The sequence below is a fragment of the Pseudomonas sp. RL genome, assembly GCF_000647775.1.
In the GTDB taxonomy this organism is placed as follows: Bacteria; Pseudomonadota; Gammaproteobacteria; order Pseudomonadales; family Pseudomonadaceae; genus Serpens; species Serpens flexibilis.
In genome coordinates this window covers 1-7,376 of the sequence record NZ_JBOY01000137.1, presented here as the reverse complement: position 1 = coordinate 7,376, position 7,376 = coordinate 1, and the positions used below count along the sequence as shown (strand labels likewise).

At 66.9% G+C, this 7,376-nt stretch carries 6 protein-coding genes and 1 pseudogene; 6 read left to right on the top strand and 1 reads right to left on the bottom strand.

The features are described 5' to 3' along the window. Positions 1-153: 153 nt before the first annotated feature. A complete protein-coding gene (locus AS93_RS0116570; protein WP_027591632.1) occupies positions 154-372 on the bottom strand; it encodes a hypothetical protein in 219 nt (72 codons plus the stop codon). Between the two features lie 361 nt (positions 373-733). Here AS93_RS0116570 and AS93_RS0116565 point away from each other — a divergent pair, with 361 nt between their 5' ends. The 6 genes and pseudogenes from AS93_RS0116565 to AS93_RS0116540 form a co-directional block, all read left to right on the top strand. Beyond that, a complete protein-coding gene (locus AS93_RS0116565) occupies positions 734-1,261 on the top strand; it encodes a hypothetical protein (RefSeq protein ID WP_155956178.1) in 528 nt (175 codons plus the stop codon). Continuing rightward, positions 1,258-3,036, top strand: a complete 1,779-nt coding sequence (terL, locus tag AS93_RS19645) for a phage terminase large subunit (protein ID WP_051587520.1) — start codon at positions 1,258-1,260, stop codon at positions 3,034-3,036. Before AS93_RS0116565 ends, terL begins: the two co-directional genes overlap by 4 nt. A 39-nt stretch (positions 3,037-3,075) precedes the next feature. Beyond that, positions 3,076-3,948, top strand: coding sequence for a hypothetical protein (locus tag AS93_RS0116555; RefSeq protein WP_027591630.1), 873 nt, complete (start codon positions 3,076-3,078; stop codon positions 3,946-3,948). Further along, on the top strand, positions 3,945-4,217 hold the full coding sequence (locus AS93_RS0116550; RefSeq protein WP_027591629.1) for a hypothetical protein: 273 nt from the start codon (positions 3,945-3,947) through the stop codon (positions 4,215-4,217). Before AS93_RS0116555 ends, AS93_RS0116550 begins: the two co-directional genes overlap by 4 nt. 67 nt (positions 4,218-4,284) lie before the next feature. After that, positions 4,285-6,420, top strand: a complete 2,136-nt coding sequence (locus AS93_RS19640) for a hypothetical protein (RefSeq protein WP_051587519.1) — start codon at positions 4,285-4,287, stop codon at positions 6,418-6,420. A gap of 14 nt (positions 6,421-6,434) precedes the next feature. After that, a pseudogene (locus tag AS93_RS0116540) lies at positions 6,435-7,376 on the top strand (hypothetical protein); the annotation flags it as partial.

The window sequence follows — 7,376 nt, the reverse complement described above, 5'->3', positions numbered from 1 at the left end:
AACGTCCGGCCTGTGCGCGGGTGCAACCGCGCACAGGCCTCTCTGCACACCCGAAGATGCGCGAGCCGCGCACCTCCAGGGTGACGACGAGACCCTTGGCCTCGTACTGCTGCTTCCAGGCCACTGCTTGCCTGGCGTCACGGAAGATCGCGTTCATTCCACGTCCTCCATGTACTCGGTGAGCGCCTGCTCCAGCTCGGCGTAGCTCATCCCGTAGTTGCCGATCCAGGTGTCGCCATCGGGCAGATGGCAGAACACGTGATCCCCTTTGCGATGAACCGTTATGCCCAGCACACACACGGGGTACTGGTCGACGCGCTTGCGCAGCGAGGTGGTGATGGTGATCAGCAGCGGGTTGGTGAAGATGCTCATGTGTCCTCCAAGCCCCCCGGGGGGGCCGAAACAAGGTTCCAAGGGGTGAAATCGGGAATCGACCGGAACCGGAAGCCGAATCCCTTTCGGGAGTCCCTAACCAGCGACCCCCATACCCCCCTGTCCCCCGCGACCCTCGGCCCTCGCCAAGGGTCGAATGGCGCACGTTTCAGGCATCCCGACTTGAGGCCCCCCGTGGGTGGGGCTAGGGTTGCGCCTGCTTGCGCAAAGAGCCGGCCGGCACGCACCCATGCCCGCGTGTCGGTCGGCTCACCCTCTGCAAACCCAAAAAATTTTCTGAAAAAATCCCCCAGGGGCTTGTTGCCTTGCCATAGATATTTGGCAGTGCCAAACTTCTCGCATGTCGAAACCCCTCATGGACATCGACGCCCAACTGGCGAGCATGGAAGCGGACGAACGAACCCACGCCGTGGACCTGCCTCGCGTCACCAGCCAGCAGCGGGTTTACGCGGCTGCGCGCGTTTCCGGGTTGTCCCTCACCGCTGCGGCGAAGGAGGCGGGCTGCGCGCCGGCCACCGCCCGCAAGTGGGAGGCCGACGAGGATTTCCAGACCTACCTGCGGCACTACCAGGACGAGTTCGAGCGCGAGGTGCTGCCCCGCGTGAGCTTCGGGCTTGAGGACGCCCACGCGATGTACATGCGCGCCTACCACCTGGCCGGCACCGCCGGGGAAATGGTCAAGGCCACCGACTCGCTGGTGAAGCTGCACCGCCTGGGCGAAACGCCCAAATCCGACGTGCCCAAGCTGGTCAGCCCGCGTCAGCTGGCCGATCTGCCCGTTTCCGAGCTGGTCCGTCTGGCCGGCTTGCAGCTTGAATCCCTGACCCCCGCACTGGACGGCGAGTACCAGGAGGTGCCGCCCGGTTGATCAACACCCGCTCGCGGCCGCTTGTGATGCGGCAATGCCCGAAATGCGAGCAGGAACACCCCGCCACACTCATCCAGTCCACCGGCCTGTGTGTCTACTGCACCCAGGCCAAGGTCATGGCCGAGACGCTGGAGCGCACCCCGGACGGGCCGCCCAAGCAGGACCCGCTGGCCGCACGGCGCCGCGAACACCTGCGGATCAAGTCGGAAAAGAAGCGCGCGCTGGCCAAGATCGAGGCGCAGAAGCAGGCCCAGGCCCAGGCCGAGAGCGAAATCAACGCCGTCGAGGCGGCGCGCCAGGAGCTGGCCCGCCGCGAGCTGGCCAAGAACCACCTGCTGCCGTTCATCCTGCGCTTCAACGCGACCTACCAGCCCGGCTGGGTCCACAAGGACATCTGCGACAAGCTCGAATGGTTCAGCGCCGCCGTGGCGGCCAAGGAATCGCCGCGGCTGATGATCTTCATGCCGCCCCGGCACGGGAAATCGGAGATTGGCTCGCGGTCCTTCCCCGCCTGGCACCTGGGCCGCTACCCACACCACGAGTTCATCGGCTGTTCGTATGGCTCGGACCTGGCCAACGGCTTCTCGCGCAAGGTGCGCGACATGGTGCGCGACGCCGCCTTCACGGCGGTGTTCGAGGCCTGCCAGGTCAACAAGGACAGCCAGTCGGTCGAGTCCTGGCTGACCACCAAGGGTGGCGGCTATACCGCCGCCGGCGTGGGCGGTCCCATCACCGGGCGGGGCGCTCACGTGCTGGTGATCGACGACCCAATCAAGAACCGCGAGGACGCCGAGAGCGCGCAGAAGCGCGAAGCGGTGTGGGACTGGTACACCTCGACCGCCTACACCCGTCTGGCCCCTGGCGGCGGCGTGTTGCTGATCCTGACCCGCTGGCACGACGACGACCTGGCCGGACGGCTGCTCAAGAAGATGGCCGAGGGCGAGGGCGACGAGTGGGTGGTGGTCGAGTACCCGGCCCAGGCGGTGCATGACGAGCTGTTCCGCAAACAGGGCGAGCCGCTGCACGCCGAGCGCTACGACCACCAGGCCCTGGAGCAGATCAAGCGCGCCGTGGGTCCGCGCGACTGGCAGGCCCTGTACCAGCAGAACCCGACCCCCGAGGACGGCGACTACTTCAACACCGGCATGTTCCAGTGGTACGGGCCGCAGGACATCCCGCCGTACTCCGAGCTGAACTTCTACACCGCCTGGGACCTGGCCATCGGCGAGAAGGAGCAGAACGACTTCTCGGTGGGCGTCACGGTCGGCGTGGACAAGCACGATCGGACCTATGTGGTGGACATCCAGCGCGGGCACTGGGGCACCCTGGAGCTGATCGACAAGATGCTCCAGGTCTACAAGACCTGGCGCCCGGCGATCACCGGCATCGAGAAGGGCCACATCGAGATGGCCATCCGGCCGATCCTCGACAAGCGCATCCGCGAGGAACGCCTGACCAGCTTCTATATCGAGGAACTGAACCCCGGCAAACGCGACAAGGTGGCGCGCTCGCGCTCGATCCAGGGCCGGATGCAGCAGGGCCTGGTGTACTTCCGCAAGGGCTGCAACGCCACGGCGGCGCTGGTGGCGGAAATGATGCGCTTCCCGGCCGGCGTGCATGACGACTGCGTGGACGCCATGGCGTGGATCGGCCAGATGTTGTCGCTGCTGGTCCGCCCCCGCGAGGTCAAGCCGCCGCCGAAGAAATCCTGGAAGGACAAGCTGCGCCGGCTGGCCGGCAACGCGGAGCGGACCCGTGACCATCTGGCTTCGTGATAGAATATTTGACAGTGCCAAATTTTCCCGGAGGCCCCGATGGCCCTGACGCTCAAGAGCCTCAATGAACTGGCGACCTTCACCCGCCCGAGCGGGGGAGGCCGGTTCACCCCGGCGGGGCAGTTCGAGTGGCTGGACCAGAACCAGCCGCGCTTCGACTACAGCAACCTGGGCGAGGCGCTGGGCCTGCTGCTCGAGCCGCAGGCCACCAACCTGATCACCGCGTCCAGCTATTTCGACGTGGCCGCCGGCTGGTATGCCAGCAACCTGATCCCGGGCGCGGCGCAGAACACCGCCCCGGACGGCACCAACACCGCCCTGCGTCTCATTGAGAACACCGCCACCGCCCAGCACCGCGCGGCCTGGGCGCCGGACCAGGCGGTGGAGGACTACACCCAGACCTACACGTTCAGCTTCTTCGTGCGCATGGTGGGCAACCGCACGCTGCGTGCGTCCTTCACCGACTTCTACACCGGGCAGGACCACGCCCAGGTGACCTACTCGCTGGGCTCGGGCCTGGCCGATGGCCCCGGCACGGTGCGGGCGCTGGCCGGCGGCTGGTATCGGGTCAGCATCACCGGGCCGATCCCGTACATCGACGTGCTGCCGTACTTCCAGGTGACCCAGGCCGGTTCGCGGACCTACGCCGGCGACGGTGTGTCGGGCATGGAGGTGTGGGGCTTCCAGCTGGAGGCCGGCGACACGCCCACCAGCTACATCCCCACCAATGGCTCCCAGGTAACCCGCGCCGCCGACCAGCTGTTCGCCGCCAACGGCCCCTGGCGGGGCGCTGCGGGCCACCTGCAGGTGGAGGCCGACGAGGGGGTCAACGTGGTGCTGGAGGACAGCGGCATCCGCGCCGCCGGCCAGGGGCACCTGCGTTCCATTCGCTACCTGCCGGGGGCCGCATGAGGGACTACTACCTGAAAGCCGACACGCGCGAGCAGATGCAGGAGGCGCTGCGCACCGCCGGCGTCGTCGATGCCCAGGACAAGCCCCGGCCGGGCTACCACCTGAGCGTGATCGGCTATCTTCACGAGCGGGTGACCTTCACCGAAACGGCACTGGAGTACCACCCGATCCCGGGCTGGCACGTCAATCTGCGCACCGCCCATGACGTGGTGCTGCCGGCCACGGTGCAGCACATCAAACCCCGCACGCCCTGGCGCACGTGGGCCTGATTTTCGGTTAAAATTCAGACACCTGATGGTTTTCCTGCGCAGGCGGCGCCCTTGAGGATTCGCCGCCGTGAGCAAAACCACCGCCTCGGACGCCGCCCGCCGCAACACCGCCCGCTACATCCGGGCGCGTGACAATGGCCACGATAAGTACATCGTCCAGGCCAAGCGCTTCGACGGCTTCTACACCGGCGAGGGCCACTGGGACGAGAAGACCAAGGCCAAGCTGGACGCCGAGGGTCGCCCGGCCCTGACCTTCAACATGATCCTCGCGGTGATCAACACCGCCCTGGGCGATCAGCTGCGCCGCGACATGACCGTGGCCTTCAAGCCGCGTCGCAACGCCTCCCGCGACACCGCCCTGGTGCTCAACAAGCTGACCATGCAGATCCTGCACGCGAACCTGTTTCGCTACGTGCAGATGCTGGTTGCCGCTGACGGCCTGATCCAGGACCGTGGCTACTTCGACGTGCGCATGGACTTCTCCGAGCACCTGCAGGGTGAGGTCAAGATCACCGCCGTGGACCCGACCACTGTGGTGCTCGACCCGGACGCCAAGGAGTACGACCCCGATACCTGGAACGAGGTGATGGTCACCCGCTGGATGAGCCTGGATGAAATCAAGGGGCTGTACGGCGCGGCCAAGGCCGACGCGATCAAGGACGCGGTGGCCAGCGGCGAGTTCGTCCGCTACGACAGCGTGCGCTTCGAGGAAAACAGCTTCGGCAGCCAGGACACCGGCTACGGCTACGCCCATGTCGGGCTGGAGGAAAACCGCGACATCCGCTCGGTGCGGGTGATCGAGCGGCAGCATTACCAGTGGACGATGGAGACCATGCTGGTCGACCCCAAGACCGGCGACATGACCGAAGCCCCCGGCGAGTGGGACGAGGCGCGCGCCCGGGCCTTCGCCAAGAAGATGGGCCTGATGGTCCACAAGCGCCCGGGCCGGCGCGTGCGCTGGACGGTCAGCGCGGATCAGGTCGAGCTCTATGACGACTGGTCCCTGTACCGCACCTTTACCATCGTGCCGTTCTTCCCGTATTTCCGGCGCGGGATGCCGTTCGGCATGGTGCGCAACCTGGTGGGGCCGCAGGAGTACCTGAACAAGATTCGCAGCCAGGAGCTGCACATCGTCAACACCACGGCCAACAGCGGCTGGACGGTGGAGGAAGGCACGCTGGTCAACATGACCGAGGACGAGCTGGAGCAGCGCGGCGCCGAGACCGGCCTGGTGCTGGTCCACGCGCGGGGCAGCGAGCCGCCGCAGAAGATTCAGCCCAACACCGTGCCCACCGGCCTGGACCGCATCAGCGAGAAGGCCAACATCGCCATTCGCGAAATCAGCGGCGTGAACGACGGGATGCTCGGCGTGTCCTCGCCGACCGTCTCCGGGGTGGCCCTGGACCGCAAGAACCAGGCCGGGCAGGTGCAGATGGAGGTGCCGACCCAGCACCTGGCCCTGACCCGCCACCTGCTGATCCGCAAGGTTCTGGAGCTGATCCAGGACTACTACACCGAAGAACGCATCATCCACATCACCTACGACTACGACCCGCGCAAGCCCGAGGAAGAAATCCACATCAACCAGCTCGACGCCGCCGGCCAGCTGGTCAATGACGTGACCCGTGGCGACTACGACCTGGTGATCACCAGCCTGCCGGCCCGTGACAACTTCGACGAGACGCAGTTTGCCGACCTGATGGACATGCGCATGAACGGCATCGCCATCCCGGACCCGATCATCATCCGCCACTCGAACCTGGCCGACCGCGACGCGGTGGCCGACGAGGTGCAGAAGCTGCTGGGCCAGGCCGAGCCGACCGAGCAGGAAGTGGAAATGATGATGATCCAGCAGCAGCTGGCCATCGAGACCGCCAAGGCCGATCTGGACAAGCTCGTCGCTCAGGCCGAGAACCTGCGCAGCGGCGCGGCCCTCAACGCCGCCAAGGCCGAGCAGATGGCCGGCGGCGTGGCCTCGGCCGACCAGCAGCTCGAGCGCGACCGCCTGGAGTCGCAGATCACCCTCAAGCGCGAGGAATTGCAGACCCGCATCATGCTCGCCCAGCTCACCCACCAGTCCCGCGCGCAGAGCGAGCAGCTGCGTACCGCGTCCCAGCTCGCCACCGCCCGCTTCCAGGGCGAGGTGCAGATGGAGGCCGCGCGCAGCGCCGCCAAGCGCGATAACAAGACCCCCCGCAAGTAACCCCTGGAGAACCGATGGACGAAGACGAACTGGACCTTTACGCAGGCAGCGACAAGACCGAGGACAACCTGCCCGAAGGACTGGATTTCGGCGACAGCCCGGAGGTGGACAATGATGCGGACCTGGACGCGCCGGCTGGCCAGCCTGCTGGTGATGCCGCTGATGATGCCGGTGATGCTGATCGTGCTGCTGGGGATCGAGTGGATGAAGCCGGGGACGGCGACGACGGCGCTGAACCTGAAAAGGCTGAACCGGACGATGCTGACGCGGAACCAGAAAAGGCTCCTGAGAAAGACGAGCCGGTAAAGCCCGAGAAGGAGCCGCGCATCCCGAAGTCGCGCCTCGATCAGGCCCTGCGCAAGCAGCGCCTGGCCGAACAGCGTGCCCAGGAAGCCGAGCAGGCGCTGGCCGAGCTGCGCAGCGCCCAGGCCGAGGCCCAGCGCCCCAAGCCGCTGAGCGCCGAGGAAATCCAGGCGCGCATGGCCGAGGCCAACGAGGCGCTGATCGCGGGCGATCCGACCAAGGCCGCCGAGATTCAGGCGCAGATTCTCGCTGCGATGGCGCCGGCTGCCGCCCCCGCCAAGGGCGAGTCGGCCGCCGAGCGCGACGTGGTGGCCGAGGTCGAGGCGCGCATCGAGTTCAAGCAGGTGCTCAACGACACCTATGCCCGTTTCCCGGAGCTGGACGAGAACAGCGAGTCCTTCGACGAGGAACTGGCCCAGGAGGCGGTCGTCCTGCAGCGGGGCTACCTGGACAACGGCTACAGCCTGTCCGAAGCCACCCAGCGCGCCGCCACGGCGGTCGCCAAGCTGCACGACCTGCAGGACCGCAAGGCCGTGGTTGAGAAGCCCGCCACGCCGCCGGCCAAGCGCGTGCTGGACGCCAAGACCCAGCAGAAGGTGGCCAAGGCGACCACGGCACCGCCGCCGCTGGCCGGCAAGCCGAACGGGGAGGGC